The 20,545-nt window shown below is 65.3% G+C and carries 22 protein-coding genes; 14 read left to right on the top strand and 8 right to left on the bottom strand.

Features of this window, described 5'->3' with window-relative positions; all coding sequences use genetic code 11:
• Positions 1-141: 141 nt before the first annotated feature.
• From phnC to B7G53_RS19555, 4 genes are all read left to right on the top strand, one after another.
• A complete protein-coding gene (gene phnC, locus B7G53_RS19570) occupies positions 142-1,005 on the top strand; it encodes a phosphonate ABC transporter ATP-binding protein (protein ID WP_096670833.1) in 864 nt (287 codons plus the stop codon).
• A 38-nt stretch (positions 1,006-1,043) separates the two neighbouring features.
• On the top strand, positions 1,044-2,009 hold the full coding sequence (gene phnD, locus B7G53_RS19565; RefSeq protein ID WP_096670831.1) for a phosphonate ABC transporter substrate-binding protein: 966 nt from the start codon (positions 1,044-1,046) through the stop codon (positions 2,007-2,009).
• 86 nt (positions 2,010-2,095) lie between these two features.
• A complete protein-coding gene (phnE, locus tag B7G53_RS19560) occupies positions 2,096-2,827 on the top strand; it encodes a phosphonate ABC transporter, permease protein PhnE (protein WP_096670843.1) in 732 nt (243 codons plus the stop codon).
• An 8-nt stretch (positions 2,828-2,835) separates the two neighbouring features.
• Positions 2,836-3,402, top strand: coding sequence for a phosphonate degradation HD-domain oxygenase (locus tag B7G53_RS19555; protein ID WP_096670829.1), 567 nt, complete (start codon positions 2,836-2,838; stop codon positions 3,400-3,402).
• Here B7G53_RS19555 and phnN read toward each other — a convergent pair.
• The 3 genes from phnN to phnF are packed head-to-tail and all read right to left on the bottom strand — an operon-like array spanning position 3,345 to position 5,382.
• Positions 3,345-3,920 (bottom strand): phosphonate metabolism protein/1,5-bisphosphokinase (PRPP-forming) PhnN, encoded by a 576-nt coding sequence (gene phnN, locus B7G53_RS19550; RefSeq protein ID WP_096670827.1) that lies wholly within the window; start codon positions 3,918-3,920, stop codon positions 3,345-3,347. The genes B7G53_RS19555 and phnN overlap by 58 nt on opposite strands.
• Positions 3,917-4,612, bottom strand: a complete 696-nt coding sequence (locus B7G53_RS19545) for a DUF1045 domain-containing protein (protein ID WP_096670825.1) — start codon at positions 4,610-4,612, stop codon at positions 3,917-3,919. The genes phnN and B7G53_RS19545 overlap by 4 nt, the downstream gene beginning before the upstream one ends.
• Positions 4,609-5,382 (bottom strand): phosphonate metabolism transcriptional regulator PhnF, encoded by a 774-nt coding sequence (gene phnF, locus B7G53_RS19540; RefSeq protein ID WP_255250095.1) that lies wholly within the window; start codon positions 5,380-5,382, stop codon positions 4,609-4,611. The genes B7G53_RS19545 and phnF overlap by 4 nt, the downstream gene beginning before the upstream one ends.
• Positions 5,383-5,478: 96 nt before the next feature.
• Here phnF and phnG point away from each other — a divergent pair, with 96 nt between their 5' ends.
• From phnG to B7G53_RS19500, 8 genes are all read left to right on the top strand, one after another.
• Positions 5,479-5,943, top strand: coding sequence for a phosphonate C-P lyase system protein PhnG (phnG, locus tag B7G53_RS19535; protein ID WP_096670823.1), 465 nt, complete (start codon positions 5,479-5,481; stop codon positions 5,941-5,943).
• Positions 5,940-6,539, top strand: coding sequence for a phosphonate C-P lyase system protein PhnH (gene phnH, locus B7G53_RS19530; protein ID WP_096670821.1), 600 nt, complete (start codon positions 5,940-5,942; stop codon positions 6,537-6,539). The genes phnG and phnH overlap by 4 nt, the downstream gene beginning before the upstream one ends.
• 1 nt (position 6,540) lies before the next feature.
• Complete coding sequence (locus B7G53_RS19525) at positions 6,541-7,701, top strand: carbon-phosphorus lyase complex subunit PhnI (RefSeq protein WP_096670819.1); 1,161 nt, start codon at positions 6,541-6,543, stop codon at positions 7,699-7,701.
• A complete protein-coding gene (locus tag B7G53_RS19520; protein ID WP_096670817.1) occupies positions 7,701-8,603 on the top strand; it encodes an alpha-D-ribose 1-methylphosphonate 5-phosphate C-P-lyase PhnJ in 903 nt (300 codons plus the stop codon). The genes B7G53_RS19525 and B7G53_RS19520 overlap by 1 nt, the downstream gene beginning before the upstream one ends.
• Positions 8,600-9,424, top strand: a complete 825-nt coding sequence (phnK, locus tag B7G53_RS19515) for a phosphonate C-P lyase system protein PhnK (protein ID WP_096670815.1) — start codon at positions 8,600-8,602, stop codon at positions 9,422-9,424. Before B7G53_RS19520 ends, phnK begins: the two co-directional genes overlap by 4 nt.
• 32 nt (positions 9,425-9,456) lie before the next feature.
• Entirely contained in the window at positions 9,457-10,155 is a 699-nt protein-coding gene (gene phnL, locus B7G53_RS19510) for a phosphonate C-P lyase system protein PhnL (protein ID WP_096670839.1), read from the top strand.
• Positions 10,156-10,169: 14 nt separating this feature from the next.
• On the top strand, positions 10,170-11,309 hold the full coding sequence (locus B7G53_RS19505; protein ID WP_096670813.1) for an alpha-D-ribose 1-methylphosphonate 5-triphosphate diphosphatase: 1,140 nt from the start codon (positions 10,170-10,172) through the stop codon (positions 11,307-11,309).
• A gap of 165 nt (positions 11,310-11,474) precedes the next feature.
• Entirely contained in the window at positions 11,475-11,705 is a 231-nt protein-coding gene (locus tag B7G53_RS19500; RefSeq protein ID WP_096670811.1) for a hypothetical protein, read from the top strand.
• 12 nt (positions 11,706-11,717) lie between these two features.
• Here the strand turns inward: B7G53_RS19500 and gorA are convergent, their stop codons facing one another.
• Complete coding sequence (gene gorA, locus B7G53_RS19495; protein ID WP_096670809.1) at positions 11,718-13,100, bottom strand: glutathione-disulfide reductase; 1,383 nt, start codon at positions 13,098-13,100, stop codon at positions 11,718-11,720.
• 311 nt (positions 13,101-13,411) lie between these two features.
• Positions 13,412-14,239, bottom strand: a complete 828-nt coding sequence (locus B7G53_RS19485) for a phosphatase PAP2 family protein (protein ID WP_096670807.1) — start codon at positions 14,237-14,239, stop codon at positions 13,412-13,414.
• A 275-nt stretch (positions 14,240-14,514) separates the two neighbouring features.
• Between B7G53_RS19485 and dbpA the strand changes: the two genes are divergently transcribed.
• Positions 14,515-15,954: an ATP-dependent RNA helicase DbpA gene (gene dbpA / locus B7G53_RS19480; protein ID WP_096670805.1), complete on the top strand. Its 1,440-nt coding sequence runs from the start codon at positions 14,515-14,517 to the stop codon at positions 15,952-15,954.
• 313 nt (positions 15,955-16,267) lie between these two features.
• Entirely contained in the window at positions 16,268-17,146 is an 879-nt protein-coding gene (locus B7G53_RS19475) for a transglutaminase-like domain-containing protein (RefSeq protein ID WP_096670803.1), read from the top strand.
• Between the two features lie 45 nt (positions 17,147-17,191).
• On the opposite strand, the gene B7G53_RS19470 is transcribed toward B7G53_RS19475, so the two are convergent.
• From B7G53_RS19470 to B7G53_RS19460, 3 genes are all read right to left on the bottom strand, one after another.
• On the bottom strand, positions 17,192-18,154 hold the full coding sequence (locus tag B7G53_RS19470; protein ID WP_096670837.1) for a branched-chain amino acid ABC transporter permease: 963 nt from the start codon (positions 18,152-18,154) through the stop codon (positions 17,192-17,194).
• A gap of 42 nt (positions 18,155-18,196) precedes the next feature.
• Positions 18,197-19,081 carry a branched-chain amino acid ABC transporter permease gene (locus tag B7G53_RS19465; RefSeq protein ID WP_096670801.1) on the bottom strand — a complete coding sequence of 295 codons (885 nt, stop codon included), beginning with the start codon at positions 19,079-19,081 and terminating at the stop codon, positions 18,197-18,199.
• Positions 19,082-19,333: 252 nt separating this feature from the next.
• On the bottom strand, positions 19,334-20,527 hold the full coding sequence (locus tag B7G53_RS19460) for an ABC transporter substrate-binding protein (RefSeq protein ID WP_096670799.1): 1,194 nt from the start codon (positions 20,525-20,527) through the stop codon (positions 19,334-19,336).
• Positions 20,528-20,545: the final 18 nt, after the last annotated feature.

The raw sequence follows: 20,545 nt of genomic DNA, 5'->3' as shown, positions 1-20,545 counted from the left end.
GGTGGGGCATGGGCTTATTGTGCTACGCCTGCGTCGGGGCGGGTGGGCTCGGCTCCCCCGAACGGGCCGCAGCCTGGCACTGACATCAAAACGACACATTGCGGCCCTAGATTCAACCCGGTTCAACACCCCGGAGAGACCATGGAAGCTGCCATTCGAATCAATACGCTGAGCAAAACCTTTGGCAACGGCCGCAAAGCCCTGCAGCAGGTTGACCTGAGCATTGCGCCCGGCGAAATGGTCGCGCTGATCGGGGCTTCCGGTTCCGGCAAGTCCACCTTGCTGCGGCACATGGCGGGGTTGATGGCCGGCGATACGTCGGCGCAGGGCTCCATCGTGATCCACGGCAGGACCGTGCAGCGCAACGGGAAAATCGCGTCCAATATCCGGTCGGTGCGTTCGGGCATCGGCTTTGTTTTTCAGCAGTTCAATCTGGTGGGCCGGCTGCCGGTGATTGTCAACGTGCTGGCCGGCACCCTGCACAAGGTGCCGATGTGGCGCAGCCTGATCCGCTGGTTCACGCCCGAGGAAAAGGCCAGAGGGATCGAGGCGCTGCGCCGGGTGGGCATCGCCGAATGTTGTGAGCAGCGCGCATCAACGCTGTCGGGCGGCCAGCAGCAGCGCGCCGCGATCGCGCGGGCCATGGTGCAGGGTGCCAAAGTGGTGCTGGCCGACGAGCCGATTGCCTCGCTGGACCCCGAGTCCTCGCGCAAGGTGATGGACATCCTGGCCCGCGTGAACCGCGAAGACCAATGCACCGTGGTGGTGTCGCTGCACCAGGTCAACGTGGCCATGAAGTATTGCCCCCGCACCATCGCCCTGCACCAGGGCAAGGTGGTGTACGACGGTCCTTCGGTCGGACTGACGCCCGCCGTGCTGCGCGATCTCTATGGCGCCGAGGCCGACGACATCCTGTCCCTGGGCGACGCCATTTCCAGCCTCGAAGACAAGGTCAAACCCGCCCCCCACCTCGCCTGGCCAACCCCCATGGCGCAGGCCGCCTGAGCCTCCACTGTTTCTTTCAACATTTCAAGGACATCACCATGATCAAAAAACTACTGACCGGACTGGCTGCCGCGGCGCTGGTCACCCTGGCGCCCGCGCATGCGCAGGATTTGAAGGAAATCAATTTCGGCATCATTTCGACCGAGTCGTCGCAGAACCTGAAGTCGGACTGGCAGCCGCTGCTGGAAGACATGGCGAAAAAAACCGGCTACAAGGTCAACGCCTTCTTTGCGCCGGACTATGCCGGCATCATTGAAGGCATGCGCTTTGGCAAAGTGCATGTGGCGTGGTTCGGCAACAAGTCGGCCATGGAAGCGGTGGACCGCGCCGGCGGCGAAATTTTTGCCCAGATGGTCAACGCCGACGGGACCCAGGGCTACTACTCGCACCTGATCGTTCACAAGGACAGCCCGCTCAAATCGCTGGACGACGTGCTCAAGAATGCCAGGAACCTGTCGTTCGGCAATGGGGATCCCAATTCGACCTCCGGCTTCCTGGTGCCCAGCTACTACGTTTTTGCGCAGAACAAGATCGATGCCAAAACCGCTTTCAAGGTCTCCCGGGGTGCCAACCATGAGAGCAACGCGCTGGCCGTGGCCAACAAACAGGTCGATGTGGCCACCAACAACAGCGAGAACCTGGACAAGATCAAGGATCGCCTGCCCGAGAAGTTCAAGGACATCCGTATTGTCTGGACCTCGCCGCTGATCCCGCTGGATCCCCTGGTCATGCGCAAGGACCTGCCTGATGCGTCCAAGCAGAAGCTCAAGGACTTTTTCTATGGTTACGGCAAAGGGGGCCAGCAGGAAAAGGATGTCCTGATGAAAATTTCCAAGCTCTCGGCTTTCAAGCCCTCCAGCAATGCCCAGTTGATCCCCATCCGCCAGCTGGAGCTTTTCAAGGAGCGCAACAAGTTCGAGGCCGACGCAACTTTTCCCGCTGCCGACAAGCAGGCCAGGGTCGCCGAGATTGACCGCAAGCTCGCCGAGCTGAGCCGCAACTGAGGTCGCCCGTGACCACCCCTGTCCATCTTTCAGTACAGGCGCCTCCTGCGCCGCTGCAAGTGCCGCGCGCCAGCCTGCTGGGCCTGATGGCCTGGGGCGTCTTGCTGGCCTTGCTGGCCCTGTCCTGGAAGGGCGCGGACATGCGCCCCCTGGACCTGTTGCGCGATTCCGGCAACATGGCCGAGTACGCGGCCAGCTTCTTCCCGCCCAACTTCAGCCAGTGGTCCTACTATCTGGAAGAGATGGTGGTGACGGTGCAGATCGCGCTGTGGGGCACGGCCCTGGCCGTGGTTTGTGCCGTGCCACTGGCCCTGCTGTCCTCGGCCAATATTGCGCCGGTCTGGGTTCGCCAGCCGATTCGCCGCTTGATGGACGCGGCACGCGCGATCAACGAGATGGTGTTTGCGATGCTGTTCATCGTGGCCGTGGGCCTGGGTCCGTTTGCCGGCGTGCTGGCGCTGTGGATTCACACCACCGGCATTCTGGCCAAGCTGTTTTCGGAAGCGGTGGAGTCGATCGATCCGCAGCCCGTCGAGGGCATACGCGCCACGGGTGCCAACGCGCTGGAGGAAATTATCTACGGCGTGATTCCGCAGGTGTTGCCGCTCTGGATTTCCTACACGCTGTACCGCTTCGAGTCCAACGTGCGTTCCGCTTCGGTGGTGGGCATGGTGGGTGCCGGCGGCATCGGTGTCGTGTTGTGGGAGATCATCCGCGGCTTTCAATATGCCGAGACCTGCGCCGTGATGATCATCATTGTCGTCACCGTCAGTGTGATCGACCTGATCTCGGCGCGTATCCGCAAGGCGCTTGTCTAGGAAACATCATGGCCTTGACCCTGGAAGAGATTACCGAATTGTTCGAAACGCGGGGGGCCGCGCAGTACGGCGGCGAGGCGATCAACCAGCTCCAGCATGCGTTGCAGTGTGCCCATCTGGCCGAGCGTTCGGGCGCATCCCCTGAACTGGTGGCGGCCGCGCTGCTGCACGACCTCGGCCATTTGCTCGTCCAGCGGGAACCGGCGAGGGAAGCGGGCGTTGACGACCTGCACCAGTACCTGGCGCTGCCGTTTTTGCGCGGTGTCTTCCCGGACGCGGTGCTCGAACCCATTCGCATGCATGTGGACGCCAAGCGCTATCTCTGCCAGGTGGACAGCCATTACCAGGCCAGCCTGTCACCGGCGTCGCAGCGCAGCCTGGTGCTGCAGGGCGGCCCATTTTCCGTGGAGGAAGCCGCCGCCTTCATGGCGCAGGCTTTCGCCGCCGATGCGGTGGCGCTGCGGCGCTGGGACGACCACGCCAAGGACCCTGCGGCGATACCGCCCGATTGGGCCCACTACCTTCTGATTCTGGCGCAGGCCGCAGCTGCTGTCCCGGCGGAGCCGGTCAGGTAGTCCGTCAGACGCTGGCCGGCGTCGGCCAGTTCACCATCGTTGACGATCACACAATCGGCTGGCAGGCCGGTGAAAGCGGCGTTGCGCGCCAGTCGCTCGGCAACGGCCCTGTCGCTATCGCGCCCCCGTTGCGCCAGGCGGATGGCCAGGCGTTCCGGATCGGTGCTGATCCTCACCACCCGCAGACCCGGTGAAGGCGGCAGGCTGTTGACATGTGCGCGTGAGCCGTTGACAACCACCAGGCATCCGGCCCGGACAGCGTCGGCGTACTGGCTGGCGATGCCGTAGCAGAATCCATGCGCCTGCCAGTGCCAGCACAGGCCGCCTGCCTGCAGCAATTCGGCAAAGACCGGCGCCGTGACCGGGTCGTGGTCGGAACCCGGTTGCACGGGGCGCGTCACCATGCGGCGCGCAAACACGATGTCGGACCGCCCGACCAGCGCCTGTCGCGCAGCGTCGATCACGCTGTCCTTGCCGGAACCGGAAGGTCCGCAGACAAACACCCAGAGGCCGCTCATGCCCCCAGCCTGACATCCATGACGCGCTGAAACGGCGCGCCCGGGCTGCGTTCGACAAACAGGCAGAGCCGGTCCAGGACCAGGGGGGCCTGGACGTTGAGACGCTCCACGTCTGCAGCGACCGCCTGGCAGACCTGCTGGGCGAGAGTCCCGTTGACAGGGCCGGTCAATGTCAGATGCAGGCGAAACCTGTCCATCACATAGGGGTAGCCATAGAGGTCCAGCAACTCGGTTTCGCGGGCATCCAGCGGGGCGGCGCGGCGGCGGGCCAGCTCTGCCGCCTCGGCCGGGGCGCGCAAGTCGTCGAGCCCGGCCACGCAGGCCGCCGCCAGCGCCTGCAGGCCGTCGGGCTCGGCCGCCGGAACCAGGGCCACGAAGTTGCCCAGCGCGGCGCCGCGCAGCGGCCCCAGCGCCACCGGGGCCAGGGTCTGCGCCAGCCGGCCCAGGCGTGCCACCAGATCGGATTCGTCGTGCGCGGCCGACAGCCTGAAGGGCGCTTTCACCGTGGCGTGGAAGCCGTAACGCCGCGGCTCTGCGGTGATGGCGGCAAACTCCGCCGGTGGCAAACCTTCCAGCAAGGGCTGAGGCAGCACCGTGTTGTCGTGCTCGTTGCGGCCCAGCCAGTGCGCGCCAAACGCCCACCAGGGCGAGTGCCGGTCCGGCGCAAAATAAATGGCGTAACGCGCGCTCATGCGACCGCACCCGTTTCATTTCCTGCATTGATCACCAGCTGGACCCGGTCGCCGGAAAACACGGTTTCCCCGTATTTGATCGGCCGGCCGGCCATGTCGACGTCCAGGCACTCGACACATAACACCGGCCGCGTCAGCGGCTGCTTCAGCAGCCGTGCGGTTTCAGCGGACGGCATCTGGGTGGTGACGCGGCTTTCTGCGCGCACGTAGTCCTCGACACCAAAGTGCCGCAGGATGTCCGTGGTGCAGGTGCCGCGGCCCAGCATGTCGAGCAGGCCGGCGAATCGCCCGGCAGGGTAGTAGGCCGTGGCCAGCGCGATCGGCTGCTCGTTGGCCTCGTCGAGCATTTCCACCATCAGCACCTTGTCGCCCTTGCCCAGCTGGAGTTCATGCGCCGCACGTTCGGGCGCGGGCATCTCCCGGGCGGTGAGCAGCTGTTTGCTCGGCAGCAGTCCCTGGCGCTGGAGGTTTTCGCTGAAGCGGGTACGGCGCGACAACACGTAGTCGAGCAGTTCGTGCTGGACGAAGGTGCCGCGGCCCGGTTCGATCCGCACCAGACCATCACCCTGCAGGGCGGCAACCGCCTGGCGCAGCGTGTGGCGGTTCACACCAAAACGGGAGGAGAGCTCGTTTTCGCTGGGCAGACGTCCGGTCGCCGTGAAGGCGCGGTCACGGATTTCGGTGCCCAGTGTGTCGGCAATCTGCTTCCACACGGCCACACCGCTGCGCCGGCCGGGTGCGCTGGAAAGAGGGCGTTCGCTTGTCATCATTTGGTCATGTTGTCCGGTTGAACTAGGGTCTTCTTGCGGCCCTTGTGGTTGTTTGCAGTGACAAACCCAACTCTAGTGACTGATTTAGACATCTGTATGACAAACGAGTCGATAAACCCCCACCACGAACCCCGCAGGCGCTGGCTGGCCGTGCTGGCACGCGCCACCCGGCCCGAACTTGAAAAGGCGTGGATCCTTCTGGGCGCCCTGCCACCGCTGGCGCATGTCCGGCCTGCCGAATCCGGCATGGTCATGCTGCGCGGCCGGGTCGGGGGGACCGGCGACGCCTTCAACCTCGGGGAGGCCAGTGTGACGCGGTGTGCCCTGCGCGTCGGCCCGGGTGCGCTGGGTGTGGGTTACGCCCTGGGGCGCGACCGCCGCAAGGCCGAACTGATTGCCGTGTTTGACGCCTTGCTGCAGGACCCCACGCGCCACGCGGACCTCATGCGCGAAGTGGTCGAGCCGCTGGCCAGGCAACAGGCCGCGCAGCGGGACGCGACCAGCCGCGCAGCGGCCGCGTCGAAAGTTGAATTTTTCACCTTTGTGCGGGGCCAGGCATGACGCAGAACCAGCCTCTGAGTGCCGGCTTCGCCGATCCTGTGCATGACGCACAGACCGCTTTTCGCCGTGTGCTGGACGCGCTGTCGAGGCCCGGCCGGCGCTTCGTTCTCGGCGGTCCGATCCCGGGTCTGGCCCTGGGTCCGGCCATGGCGCATCTGCTGCTTGCATTGACGGACGACGACACCCCGGTATGGTGGCAGCACGGTGAGGGTGCCGCCCCGGACTGGCTGCGTTTTCACACCGGGGCGGGCCGGGCGGCTGCCCCGCAAGAGGCGGCGTTTGCCGTGCTTGTCGATGCGGGGGCCATGCCGCCGCTGGACAACTTTGCGCCAGGCTCGGCGCAGGCGCCCGAACGTTCGGCCACCTTGCTGGTGGAAGTGCCCTCGCTGGATGACGGCCCGGCTGTCGAATGGCGCGGTCCCGGCATCCAGGACATGCAGACGGTGCGTATTGCCGGCCTGCCCGACCACTTCTGGACGCAGTGGCAAGCCAACCATGCCGCGTTTCCGCAAGGGGTGGACCTTGTTTTTACCTGCGCCGACAAGGCGCTGGGGCTGCCGCGCACGACCCGCGTGCGGCGTCTGGAGGGGATCTGACATGTATGTAGCTGTGAAAGGCGGCACCGCCGCCATCGAGAACTCCTGGCATCTGCTCGCCGCGCAGCGCCGCGGCGATCCCTCGCTGCCGGAACTGTCGGTGGCCCAGATCCGCACGCAGCTGTCGCTGGCGGTGGATCGTGTCATGTCCGAGGGCTCGCTGTACGACCCCGAACTGGCCGCCCTGGCGATCAAGCAGGCCAGTGGCGACCTGATCGAGGCGATCTTTTTGTTGCGTGCCTACCGCACCACGCTGCCGCGTTTTGGCTACAGCCTGCCGCTGGATACCGCACAGATGAAGCTGACGCGCCGCGTCTCGGCCACCTTCAAGGATGTGCCCGGCGGCCAGGTGCTGGGCGCTACCTATGACTACACCCAGCGCCTGCTCGACTTTGCCTTGCTGGCCGAAGGGGGCGGTGACGAGGCGTCGCCGGCGCCCCAGGCCGCGGCGCCGGCCCTGCCGGCCAGCATGCCGCGTGTCAACGAGCTGATGGCGCGTGAAGGCCTGATGGAGACACCGCGCCCCGTTGCAGACAGCGAGCCCGGCGACCTGACGCGTGAGCCGCTGATGTTTCCGGCCGACCGGCCGTTGCGCCTGCAGGCGCTGGCGCGCGGCGACGAAGGCTGGCTGCTGGGTCTGGGGTATTCCACCCAGCGCGGTTATGCCAATGCCCATCCGTTTGCCGGTGAAATCCGGCGCGGCGCCGTGTCCGTGGAAATTCTGGCCGACGAGCTGGGCTTCGCGGTTGACATCGGCGAGGTGGAAGTCACCGAGTGCCAGATGATCAACCAGTTTGCCGGCAACCGCGAGGTGCCGCCGCAGTTCACCCAGGGCTACGGCCTGGCGTTTGGCGGGGCCGAGCGCAAAAGCATGGCGATGGCGCTGGTTGATCGTGCATTGCGTGCCCGCGAACTGGGCGAGCTGGCCGTGGCGCCGGCGCAGGACGAGGAATTCGTGCTGTCGCATGCCGACAGCCTGGAGGCCTCCGGTTTTGTGCAGCACCTGAAGCTGCCGCATTACGTGGACTTCCAGTCCGAACTGGAACTGGTGCGCCGGCTGCGTGCCGCCCATGCGCAGGAAGGCCACGATGACCAACACGCGGACCAAGGGCATGTGGTGCCCGCCCGCCCCTCCGAACCGGCGATACAGAAAGCAGCCTGATGGACGAGCATTACAACTTCGGATTTCTGGACGAGCGGACCAAAAAGATGATCCGCCGCGCCATGCTCAAGGCGGTTGCCATCCCGGGCTACCAGGTGCCTTTCGGCTCGCGGGAAATGCCGTTCGCCTACGGTTGGGGCACGGGTGGCGTGCAGGTCACGGCCAGCATCATTGGCCGCGATGATGTGCTCAAGGTGATTGACCAGGGGGCCGACGACACCACCAATGCGGTCAACATTCGCCGCTTTTTTGCGCGGACCACCGGCGTGCCGACCACGGAGAAAACCGCCGAGGCCACCATCATCCAGACGCGGCACCGCATTCCGGAAGCCGCCTTGACCGAAGCGCAAACCATTGTGTACCAGGTGCCCATGCCGGAGCCGTTGTTCCGGCTGGAGCCGCGCCGCCTGGAAACCATCACCATGCACGCGCTGGGGGAATACGGCCTGATGAACGTCAAGCTCTACGAGGACATCGCCCAGCTCGGCGCGATCTCCAAGACCTACGATTACCCGGTGCTGGTCAACGAGCGTTACCTGACCTCGCCGTCGCCGATACCGAAGTTCGACAACCCCAAGATGCACATGAACCCGGCGCTGCAGCTGTTCGGCGCAGGCCGGGAAAAACGCATTTACGCCATCCCGCCCTACACCTCCGTGCGCAGCCTGGATTTTGAGGACCACCCGTTTGAAGTGCAGCGTTGGGAACACGCCTGCGCCCTGTGCGGCGCGGCAGACAGTTTTCTCGACGAAATGATTGTGGATGACGAAGGCAGCCGCCTGTTTGTCTGTTCGGACAGTGACTTCTGCAGTGGGCGCTGCGAGGCCGGGCAGGTGGGCACGCAGCAGGCCGTGCAGATGCCGGACGCGCTGGCGCGCCTGGCGCAGGAGGGCGCGCGATGAGCGGCGATCTTCTCCTGTCCGTCCGCGATGCCGGCAAGCAGTTCATGCAGGGCCAGCGCCTGCGCTGGGCCTGCCGCGGCGTGAGTTTTGATCTTTACCCCGGCGAGGTGCTGGCCGTTGTCGGTGAGTCCGGCTCCGGCAAGTCCACGCTGCTGCGCCTGCTGGCGTCGCGCCTGGCATGCGACGAAGGTTCGGTTCACTACGACCTGCGCGAGGAGGCCGGCAGCGGCGTCGCCGCATCACGCGGCGCGTCCGGGCTGGTGGACCTGGCCGGGCTGTCTGAAGCGCGGCTGCGCTGGCTGGCCCGCACCGACTGGGGTTTTGTCGAACAGCATGCACGCGACGGCCTGCGCATGAATGTCTCCGGCGGCGCCAACATCGGCGAACGCATGATGGCCCTGGGCGCGCGCCATTACGGCAAGCTGCGCGGCGAGGCCCTGAGCTGGATGGAACGTGTCGAACTCGATGTGGACCGCATCGACGACCTGCCCGGTACCTACTCGGGCGGCATGCAGCAGCGCCTGCAGATTGCCCGCAACCTGGTGACCCACCCGCGCCTGGTTTTCATGGACGAGCCGACCACCGGGCTGGATGTCTCGGTGCAGGCGCGGCTGCTGGATCTGCTGCGCGAGCTGGTCGACCAGCTGCAGCTGGCGGCCGTGATTGTCACGCACGACCTCGCGGTGGCGCGCCTGCTGGCGCACCGCATGCTGGTCATGAAGGACGGCTGCGTGGTCGAGCAGGGCCTGACCGACCGCGTGCTCGACGATCCGCAGCATCCCTATACCCAGCTGCTGGTGTCTTCCGTTCTCACCCCCTGATTCGCCACTTGATTGGCCACCTGAGCATCACCATGACTTCTGTCCTTGAAACCAGCGAGCTCTCCAAGACCTTCACCCTGCACGCGCGCGGCGGCCTGGCGCTGCCTGTTTTTTCCGGCATCAGCCTGAGCGTCGGCCCCGGCGAGTGCCTGGCGCTGACCGGCCATTCCGGCAGCGGAAAAAGTTCGCTGCTGCGTTGCCTGTACGGCAATTACAGCGCCAGCAGCGGGGAGGTGCGCATCCGCCACCAGGAGCAGTGGATCAGCCTGTCCGCCGCAGCGCCGCGGGAGGTGCTGGATGTGCGGCGCCGCACACTCGGTTATGTCTCGCAGTTCCTGCGCGTGATTCCACGGGTCTCGACACTGGACATCGTGGCCGAGCCGCTGCGCCGCCTCGGCGTGGCCGCCGACGAGGCGCGCGGCCAGGCCGCGCAATGGCTGGCGCGGCTGAACCTGCACGAACGCCTCTGGCATTTGCCGCCTGCGACGTTTTCCGGCGGTGAGCAGCAGCGTGTGAACATCGCGCATGGCCTGATTGCCAACCATCCCGTGCTGCTGCTCGACGAACCGACCGCCTCGCTGGATGCAGACAACCGCCGCGTCGTGGTGGAGTTGATTCATGCGGCACGTGCGCGTGGGGCCGCCGTCGTCGGCATTTTTCACGACGACGAAGTGCGCGAAGCGGTCGCCAGCCGCTGCCTGGATGTCGAACACTATCGAAAATCAAACTGAACCGGAAGATCCCCATGAAGCAGAAAATCATCAGGAACGCAAGAATTGTCACAGCCGACGAGGAGTTCACCGGCTGTCTGGTGGTCGAGGGTGGCCTGATCCGTTCCATAGCCCGCGGCGACACCTCGGTGACCGGTGCGGAAGATTGGGCCGGCGACTGGCTGCTGCCTGGCCTGGTCGAGCTGCACACCGACAACCTCGAAAAACACCTGGTGCCGCGGCCCGGCGTGTTGTGGAACGCCCACTCCGCCACGGTCATGCACGACGCGCTGTGCGCGGCCGCCGGCATCATCACCGTGCTCGATTCGGTCGTGATCGGGGACATGGACCAGGGCGGCACACGCAGCCAGACCCAGCATGTGTCGATCGAGGCCCTGCACGAGTGCCGCGCCGAAGGCCTGCTGCGGGTCGAGCACCTGCTGCACCTGCGCTGCGAGGTCTCGGCCCCCGACATCGTGGAAGTGTTCGAACACTATGCCGACGACTCCCTGCTCGAACTGGTCAGCGTGATGGACCACACGCCGGGCCAGCGCCAGTGGCGCGACCTGAGCAAGTACCGGCGTTATGCCGAGCGTTACGGCAGCTTCAATGATGCGGAATATGAAACCCTGATCCAGGAGCGCCGGGCGCACCAGGAGCTTTTTGCCATTCCCAACCGCGCGGCCGTTATTGCCGGCAGCCGTGCCCGGGCCCTGCCGGTCGCGAGCCACGATGACACGGAAGTGGCGCATGTCGAGCAGGCCAGCCAGGAAGGCATTGCCATCTCGGAATTTCCGACCACCGTGGCCGCCGCCCGGGCGGCCCGCGAGGCGGGCATGGGCATCGTCATGGGCGGCCCCAACCTGGTCAAGGGCGGCTCGCATTCGGGCAATGTGTCGGCGGCTGAACTGGCGCAGCTTGATTTGCTCGACATTTTTTCGTCGGACTACGTGCCCGCCAGCCTGCTGCAGTCGGCGTTTCTGCTGCGCGACACGGCGGGCTGGAGCCTGCCCAAGGCGGTCAACACCGTCACGCGCAACCCGGCCCGCGCCATCGGCCTGACGGACCGCGGCGAGCTGGCCCCCGGCCTGCGCGCGGACCTGATCCGGGTCCGGATGAGCGGCGACATGCCCATCGTGCGGGCGGCCTGGCACCAGGGCGTGCGCGCATTCTGAGCGTGCCGGTGCGGGGTCCGCGGGCCTGCAGCGGCGTGTCAGCCGGACACCTACAAGCGATCGGGCTGCCGGCTGACTTTCCTGAATTTTTTGCGTCTCCTAAAGTGCAGCCATCCGTTCATTGTTCAATGTCTGTGCCACCCATGTGTCCAAGGAGTTGCTGCCATGCAAGTCGACGCCCCCAGCGCCAATCCTTTCATGTTGATGATGACGCCCCAAAAGGTGTTGGAGGCGATGGAGCGGTCCGACGCCCTGCGGCGGCTGCAACACCAGGTGTTTCACCCGCTGGACAGCCGCCCCGTGTTTCAGGGGGATGCCGAACTGGCCGCCTTTGATGCGGCGATCGAGCGGGCCAATGTGGTCCTTCCCGAAGAGGAGAGCGCGCCACCGGCCTGACGGTCAGATGGCTCAGGGCGCACGCGCCGGCTCTTTCACCGGCTCGCGCATCGTGACAAACTCCTCCGCCGCCGTCGGGTGGATGCCAATGGTGCTGTCGAAAATGGCCTTGGTCGCGCCGGCCTTCATGGCCACGGCAAAACCCTGGACCACCTCGCCCGCGTCGGCCCCCACCATGTGCAGGCCGACCACGCGGTCGGAGGCGTCGTCCACCACCAGCTTCATCAGGGTGCGCTCGGTGCTGCCGCTCAGGGTGTGTTTGAGTGCCTTGAACTCGCTGCGGTAGATGCTGACCTTGCCGAATTCCTTGCGCGCATCGGCTTCCGAATAACCCACGGTGCCAATGTTCGGATGCGTGAACACCGCGGTCGGGATGAAGTCGTAGCTCATGCGGCGCGGCTTCTTGCCGGCCGCGGCGCCAAACAGATGGTCGACCACCACCATGGCCTCACCCAGCGCCACCGGCGTCAGCTGGATGCGTGCGGTCACGTCGCCCAGGGCGTAGATCGACGGTACCGAGGTCTGGTAGTGGGCATTGACCTCGATCGCCCCCTGGTGGTTGAGCGGGACGCCGGCGTTTTCCAGGCCCAGGCCGGCCACGTTGGGCAGGCGGCCGGTTGCGTACAGCACGGCGTCCACCGTGGTGCTGCTGCCGTCCTGCAGTTGCACGTGCAGCCCGTCTGCCGCCTGGCTGATGGCGGTCACATCGGCGTGCAGCCGCAAGTCCACGCCGGTCTTGACCATTTCTGCGGCCACGAAGGTCCGCACTTCCGTATCAAAGCCGCGCAACACCTGGGCGCCGCGGTACAGCTGGGTGACCTGGGACCCCAGGCCGTTGAAGATGGAGGCAAATTCGCAGGCGATGTAGCCGCCGCCCACCACCAGCAGGCGCGCGGGGAAGGGATCGATGTCGAAAATCTGGTCCGAGGTGATGACCAGCTCGCGGCCCTTCACCTCGGGCAGGCTGGGCCGGCCGCCGGTGGCGACCAGGATGTGTTTGGCGGTGTAGCGGCTGCCTTCGACCTCCACCGTGTGGGCGTCGGCCAGCGAGGCCCAGCCCTCGATGATCTGGACGCCCGAGCCCTGCAGCAGCTGGAGGTACACGCCGTTGAGGCGCGAGATTTCAAGTGCCCGGTTGGTCTTGAGCCGCTCCCAGTTGAACACCGGCGCCTCGCCGGTCCAGCCGAAGCCGCGCGATTCCTCAAAGGCTTCGGCATAGTGCGCTGCGTAGCTGTAGAGCTTTTTTGGAATGCAGCCGACGTTGACGCAGGTGCCGCCCATGGCGGCCACCTCGGCCAGCGCCACACGGGCGCCGCGCTGCGCGGCCATGCGTGCGGCGCGCACGCCGCCGCTGCCGCCGCCGATGACAAACAGGTCAAAGTCAAAATTTTTCATAGGTCGTGTTCTGTGGTCTTGCCGGAAAGAGCCCAAGCATGCCTGCAGTGCCTTGAGCCTGCAAGGGACGGGGCTTTTGATATAAAAATGATAGCTGCTTGCGCGCTATTCGCCTGGGCTGCGCCCTGATTCAATGCTCGAGCTGCCGATCCGTCGCCGGGGCTCAGCTTTGAAACTCCCGCAGTTCGTGCCTGATCCATTCGATGAAGACTTGCGTGCGCATGGGCAGCGGCCGGCCATGCGGGTAGACCACGCTGATGGGGCGGGCCGCCGGCTCGAACGCTTCCGGGACCCTGTGAATGACGAAAATATCAAGTGGCGCGGGTGCGGCCGTAGTGGCGCGTCAGCTCGATGCTGGCCACACAGACGGCCAGCCAGGCCGAGCCGGAGGCAAACCCGGCGAGCACGTCGGTGGCGAAATGGACCTGCAGAAAAACCCGGCTGCAACCGACGGAAAACGCCAGGGTGGCAGCCAGCAGCACCAGCGGCAGACTGGCGCGGCGCGCCGTGTCCGGCGGCAGGCTGTGGATCAGCACGTAGGCCAGCATGCCATAGACCACCACCGACCCCGAGCTGTGCCCGCTCGGAAAACTCCAGCCGCCCGCATGTACCAGGGCGCTGTCGTGCACGGGCCGGGTTCTTTCAAACAGCGCCTTGAGGGTGGTGTTGAGCAGGGCGTTGCCGCTGATGGCCAGCACCCAGCCCAGGGCCAGCCAGCGCCGGCCGCGCAGCAGCAGCACCGTCGCCACCCCCACGCCCCAGGCCGCCAGGGTGGCGGTGTCGCCGAGCCGGGTGATCCCCGCGAAAACCTGCAGGGCCCAGCCGGCGGTGCTGGCGTGAAGCGCGTCTGAAAACAGCTGGTCGAGCTGGCCGGCGCGCGGGCCATCCCCCAGGGCTTCGGCAATTTCCGCAAAAACAGCCGCTGCGCCGACCAGCACGGCAAACCCCGCTGCCAGCCGGATCAGCAGGAAGGCGCCGGCCGGCAGCGTGCTGGTCTTGCTTGGCACCGCGTAACGCTGCACCAGCCACCACAGCAGGGTGGCGGTGGGCAGCAGCAAGGCCAGCAGCGCAAAAAAGAGCGTCAGGCCCAGGTCGCCCAAGGCCTGGACCAGGGCGGCGGTAGAGTCGTCAAAAGGCATGGTGGGGGTGGGCGGGGACAGCAGGCAAAGAAAAAACAGGGCGTTCCGGCAAGCTTACGCTGTGCGGGGCGTCTGCGGCACGCTGTGGGGGCCTTCGGCGCTGGCAACCTCTAATTCGCTATCAATACAGTAGCTATAGGCGCACGTTTTATACGGGATGGCGCCCGTTTTTATCCATCTTTTGAGTCCCTGAGGTGTTGGTGCTGCCTGCGCCTGCCAAGGGCTCTCAAGGTACGCCAGGGGGCTGGAAAAGCCCCAGCGTCGATAATCAGGGCATGACTTCTTCCCCTTCGACTTCCGGCGCAGCCAGCACCGACTTCAGCACGCTGCCGCTGAACCCTGCGATGCAGGCCAATCTGAAAACCCTGGGCTACCTCGCCATGACGCCGATCCAGGCGGCCAGCCTGCCGCTGGCGCTGGCCGGCAAGGACTTGATCGCGCAGGCCAAAACCGGCAGCGGCAAGACCGCCGCCTTTGCGATTCCACTTCTGGCCAACCTCAATGCGCGGCGTTTTGCGGTGCAGGCCATGGTGCTGTGCCCAACGCGCGAGCTGGCCGACCAGGTCGCCACCGAAATCCGCCGCCTGGCGCGGGCGGAGGAAAACGTGAAGGTGGTGGTGCTCTGCGGCGGCGTGCCGCTGCGCAACCAGACCGCCAGCCTGGAAAACGGCGCCCACATCGTCGTCGGCACGCCGGGCCGCATCATGGACCACCTGGCACGCGGCAACCTGAACCTGGAAGCCATGAACACGCTGGTGCTCGACGAAGCCGACCGCATGCTGGACATGGGCTTTTTCGACGACATCGTGACCGTCGCCAAGCAGTGCCCGAAAGAGCGCCAGACCCTGCTGTTTTCGGCCACCTACCCGGAAGGCATCGCCAAGATCAGCCAGCAGTTCATGAAGACGCCGCAAACCATCACGGTGCAGGCGCAGCATGAAAAAACCAAGATCCAGCAGCGCTGGTACCAGGTGCCCGACAGCGACCACGACGAAGCCCGCCTGGGCGCCGTCGCGCAAGTGCTGCGCCACTTCCGGCCGGCCAGCACGCTGGCGTTTTGCAACACCAAGTCGCAGTGCCGCGCGCTCGTGGCCTATTTGAAAGACCAGGGCTTCAGCGCGCTGGCGCTGTTTGGTGAACTGGAGCAGCGCGAGCGCGACCAGGTGCTGGTGCAGTTTTCCAACCGCAGTTGCTCGGTGCTGGTGGCCACCGACGTGGCCGCGCGCGGCCTGGACATCGCACAGCTCGAAATGGTCATCAACGTCGACGTGACGCCGGACGCCGAGGTGCACATCCACCGCATCGGCCGCACCGGCCGCGCCGACGAAGAAGGCTGGGCCATCAGCCTGGCGAGCATGGACGAGATGGGTTACGTCGGGAAAATCGAGGTGCTGCAGAAGGCCGAGTCCGAATGGCACAAGCTCAGCGAACTGACGCCGGCCAGCAACGAGCCGCTGCTGCCGCCCATGGTGACCCTGCAGATCGTTGGCGGTCGCAAGGAAAAAATCCGCGCCGGTGACGTGCTGGGCGCGCTGACCGGCGAGGCCGGCAACGTGCCGCCCTTCACGCGCGAACAGGTCGGCAAGATCAACGTCAATGAGTTCTCCACCTATGTCGCGGTGGACCGCGCGATTGCCAGCCAGGCCCAGCAAAAACTCGCCACCGGCGGCGTCAAGGGCAAAAGCGTCAAGGTGCGCTTCATGGACGAAGCCTGAGCGTTTGAGCATCAAATTGCCCCTTAGCCCTTTCTGGATGGGCGCGCGAAGCTATTAAAAGAGGAGCGACTGAGGCCGGCCCTGCCGGCTTGAAGGGCTGTCTGTAGGCGGATGTGCTGCCCGCGCGTCAGTCGCGGTGGGAGCGGCTCATGGGGCGCTGCCGCGAGTTGCCGGCAGGGTCTTTGGATGTCATCACAATCCACCATGGCGGGGATGCCCGGACAGCGGTGCACGCCGCTGCACCTTTCACGCCTCTCCCTTTTCAGTTCGCAGCCTGCGCCCTCCGGCTGTGGCGCCCTTTCAGGATACATCCATGGTCAGGCTTAAATTTTCCATTGAACTGGGTTACCAGGTGGCCGATGCCGGCTGCGATTTCATCTTCAACATCCATGCGGCCCACACGCGCGAGCAGGCGGTGGTCAGCGAGACCCTGGGCATCAGCCAGGTGCTGCAGCCCGAGTTTTATACGGATGCGGTCAGCCGCAACCGCTACCTCAAGTTCAGGGCCCTGCCCGGTCCCTTGACGGTCAGTTACGGTGCGACGGTGGACATCCGCCACCATGTGGCGCAACCCGACCAGGTGGCCGAGGTCGGCGTGCTGCAGCTGCCGGGCGCGGTGCTGCCTTACCTCTACCCCAGCCGTTATTGCCAGTCCGACCGGCTGCACCGGCTGGCCGTCAAGGAGTTTGGCCAGCTGCGCCAGGGCTACAGCCGGGTCCAGGCGATCCGCGACTGGGTCCACCAGCGCGTGAGCTTCATGTCCAACAGTTCCACCGGCAACACCACGGCCATCGACACCCTGATCGACGAGGCCGGTGTCTGCCGCGATTTTGCGCACCTGATGATTGCGCTGTGCCGCGCGGTCAACATTCCCGCGCGGTTTGTCAGCGGCATCGACTACGGCGCCGACCCGGCCCTGGGCCCGACCGATTTTCACGCCTATGTCGAGGTTTATGTGGGCCACCGCTGGTACATGTTCGACCCCTCGGGCACGGCGATTCCGATGGGGTTTGTGCGCCTGGCCACCGGCCGCGATGCGGCAGACGCCGCGTTTGCAACGATGTTCGGCGGCGTCAGCTCGTCAGCGCCGGTGATCAGCATCGAGGCCCTGCCCGATGACCAGGGCCAGCTGGTGGTGCCCCAGCATGTGGCCGAGGCGCTGTCGACCGACGGCGCGGCAGACAACCCGTAACGTGGCGCGGGCTGACCGGCTTGCCCGGTTCTCGCCCGCCGCTGCTTACGCGTCGGGCGCCGCCGCAGCGCGCCGGCGCCGCTCCATGAAAGCCTGCAGCTCGCCGACCACACCCTTGCGGAAGGCCAGCACGCAGATCACAAAAATCACGCCGATGATCACAGTGACCCACGAGCCGACCTTGTCGGCCAGCAGGTTCTGCAGCGAGATCACGATGCCGGCGCCGAACACCGGGCCGAAGAAGGTGCCGACACCGCCGAGCAGCGTCATCAGGATCACTTCGCCCGACATCGACCAGTGCGCGTCGGACAGGGTGGCAAAACCCATGACCAGGGTCTTGAGCGAACCGGCCAGGCCGGCCAGCGCGGCCGACAGAACGAAGGCCAGCAGCTTGTAACGGTCCACCTGGTAGCCCAGCGAAATCGCGCGGGGTTCGTTTTCACGGATCATCTTGAGCACCTGGCCGAAAGGCGAACGCACGATGCGTGAAATGGCCAGAAAACAGCCGACAAACACCGCCACCACCAGGTAGTACATGGCGGTGTCCGACTCCAGCGAGAACAGGCCGAACAGCGCGCCGCGCGGCACGCCTTGCAGGCCGTCTTCACCACCGGTAAAGGGTGCCTGCAGGCAGACGAAATACACCATCTGGGCGATCGCCAGCGTGATCATGGCGAAGTAGATGCCCTGGCGCCGGATGGCGACCAGGCCGACCACCAGGCCGATCAGGCCCGAGGCCACCACGCCGGCCAGGATGCCGAGCTCGGGCGTCCAGCCCTGCGACTTGACGATCCAGCCGGTGGCGTAGGCGGCCGACCCGAAAAACGCCGCATGGCCGAACGACAGCAGGCCGGTGAAACCCAGCAGCAGGTTGAAGGCGCAGGCAAAAATGGCGAAGCACAGCAGCTTCATGACAAACACAGGGTAGAGGCCGAGCAGGGGCGCCACCAGCGCCAGGATCAGCAGCGCGATGTAGGTGATTTGAATGAGTTTGGCGGCTGGGGTCATCTGCTTGTTGTCATGGGGGGAATTGATGGCAGGGCGCATGGCTCAGGCCTCCTTGCCGAACAGGCCGGCGGGCCGGAACATCAGCACGACGACCATGATGACAAACACCACAATGTTGGACGCCTCGGGGTAGAACACCCGTGTCAGCCCTTCGACGATGCCCAGGCCCAGGCCGGTCAGGATGGAGCCCATGATGGAGCCCATGCCGCCGATCACGACCACGGCAAACACCACGATGATCAGGTTGGAGCCCATCAGCGGGTTGACCTGGATGATGGGTGCGGCCAGCACACCGGCCAGCGCGGCCAGCGCGGCGCCGGCGCCGTAGGTCAGCATCACCATCATGGGCACGTTGATGCCGAAGGCCTGCACCAGCGCGGCGTTTTCGGTGCCGGCGCGCAGGTAGGCGCCGAGCCGGGTGCGTTCGATCAGGTACCAGGTGCCCAGGCAGACCACCAGCGACACCAGCACCACCCAGGCGCGGTAGTTCGGCAGGACCATGAAGCCCAGGTTGGTCGCGCCCGAGAGCAGCTCAGGCACGTTGTAGGACTGGCCCGACGCGCCATACAGCTCGCGGAACACCCCCTCGAGAATCAGCGCCAGACCAAAGGTCAGCAGCAAGCCGTACAGCGGGTCGAGCTTGTACAGGTGTTTGAGGAAGAGACGCTCGATGACCACGCCGAGCGCGCCCACCAGCAGCGGCGCCAGGATCAGCGCCGCCCAATAATTGATGCCGAACTTGTCGAGCATGATCCAGGCAGCAAAGGCGCCCAGCATGTAGAGTGCGCCGTGCGCAAAATTGACCACGCCCAGCAGGCCGAAGATCACCGCCAGCCCGAGGCTGAGCATGGCGTAAAACGCGCCATTGACCAGGCCCAGCAGCAGCTGGCCCAGAAAGGCTTGATGGGGGATACCGAAAATTTCCATGGAGACCCGTCAGTTCACGCTGTGAGAGTACAAACAATAGCAAAGTAAAAAGTGGCCGGCCGCGCTGCGACCGGCCACTAGTACTGCAACCCGGAAGTAGCGAAACAAAGTGAAAGTGATGGCTTCGTGCCCAGGGCAAGGCGCAAGCCGCAGCGAAGGCTGTGCGCCTTCGCAAGGATTGCAACGCCGCCATGGGTGCGAAGGCGCGCTTTCATGTTTCGATATTTTCGGGGTGCGGTACTGAGGGTCAGCTTACTTCTTGAGCAGGGCGCACTTGGACTCGGCGACCGTGGTGAAGGCCTGGTCGCCAGGGATCCTGGACACGGTTTTATAGTAGTCCCATGGCGTGGTCGATTCCTTGGCCGACTTGACCTGGAACAGGTACATGTCGTGGATCATGCGGCCATCGGCGCGGATCTGGCCCTTGTTGTAGAAGTCGTCGATCTTCATGCCCTTGAGCGTGGCCATGACCTTGTCGCCGTCCGTCGTGCCGGCGGTCTGCACGGCCTTCAGGTAGTTCGTGGCGGCCGAGTAGTCGGCGGCCTGCAGGCTCGAAGGCATGCGCTTGTACTTGTCGAAGAAGCGCTTGGCAAACTTGCGCGACGCATCGTCCTGGTTCCAGTACCAGCTGTCGGCCAATTGCAGACCTTCGGTGTTGGCCAGGCCCAGGCTGTGCACGTCGTTGATGAACACCAGCAGGCCGGCGACCTTCATGGTCTTGTTGATGCCGAATTCCTTGGCGGCTTTCATGGCGTTGGTGAAGTCGCCGCCGGCATTGGCCAGCGCCAGCACCTGGGCCTTGGAAGATTGCGCCTGCAGCAGGAAGGACGAGAAGTCCGACGCATTGAGCGGGTGGCGCACGGCGCCGGCGACGGTGCCGCCGTTGGCCTTGACCACGGTCGATGCATCACCTTCGAGCGAGTAGCCGAACGCATAGTCAGCCGTCAGGAAGAACCAGTTCTTGGCACCGGACTTCACCAGAGCCGTGCCTGCCACCTTGGCCAGGGCCACGGTGTCGTAGGCGTAATGCACGGTGTAAGGCGAGCAGGCTTCATTGGTCAGGCGGGCCGAGCCGGGGCCGATGGCGATGAAGGGTTTCTTTCTTTCTTCGGCGATCTTGGCCATGGCCAGTGCCGTGCCCGAATTGGTGCCGCCGATCAGCATGGACAGGCCGTCCTTGTCCATCCACTCGCGCGCCTTGGAGCTGGCGACGTCGGCCTTGTTCTGGTGGTCGGCGGTCAGCACTTCGATCGGACGGTTCAGCACCTTGCCGCCGAAATCCTGCGCGGCCCACTTGACCATTTCACCGCCGGCCGGGCCGTCGATGTCGGCGTACAGGCTGGACATGTCGGTGATGAAACCGATCTTGACGGGGCCGGTGTTCTGCGCGGAGGCAGCGGCGGCGAAGCCGATGGCCAGTGCGGCGACGAGGGTTTTGAGTTTCATGGGGTCTCCTTGGGTTGT

Source organism: Polaromonas sp. AET17H-212 (genome assembly GCF_002379085.1).
Lineage (GTDB): Bacteria > Pseudomonadota > Gammaproteobacteria > Burkholderiales > Burkholderiaceae_C > Polaromonas.
Note: the sequence above shows the minus strand (reverse complement) of the source record. Positions and strands in the feature narration are given on the sequence as shown.